Origin of the sequence: Winogradskyella ouciana, from assembly GCF_009709615.1 — a bacterium.
GTDB classification, from domain to species: domain Bacteria; phylum Bacteroidota; class Bacteroidia; order Flavobacteriales; family Flavobacteriaceae; genus Winogradskyella; species Winogradskyella ouciana.
In genome coordinates, this window is sequence record NZ_WJYA01000261.1 from 1 (window position 1) to 245 (window position 245).

The 245-nt window shown below is 28.2% G+C and carries 1 protein-coding gene; it reads left to right on the plus strand.

All coding sequences use genetic code 11. The annotated features are described in order from the left end of the window. Positions 1-36: 36 nt before the first annotated feature. On the plus strand, positions 37-245 hold a 209-nt coding region (locus tag F1003_RS17130; protein ID WP_235898440.1), incomplete at its 3' end, for a hypothetical protein.

Genomic DNA, 245 nt, shown 5'->3' on the forward strand with positions numbered 1-245 from the left:
ACATTATATTTGCAAAAAGATACAAATGATGTAGAAATGGCTAATGACATACTTAATTCGGCAAAGAGCAATGATGTAGAGGTATTTACCTTTATAAAATCTCCCCGTAGTATTTTTCTTAACGAATATGTTATATATGGAACCTCAAATGTAAAGAGTTATATAAATAAGAATTTAGACATTTCGGAAAGGAAGTATACTAGTCTATTCTTAGGTGACGTTGATTTTAAGTTTAAGGATTTAAA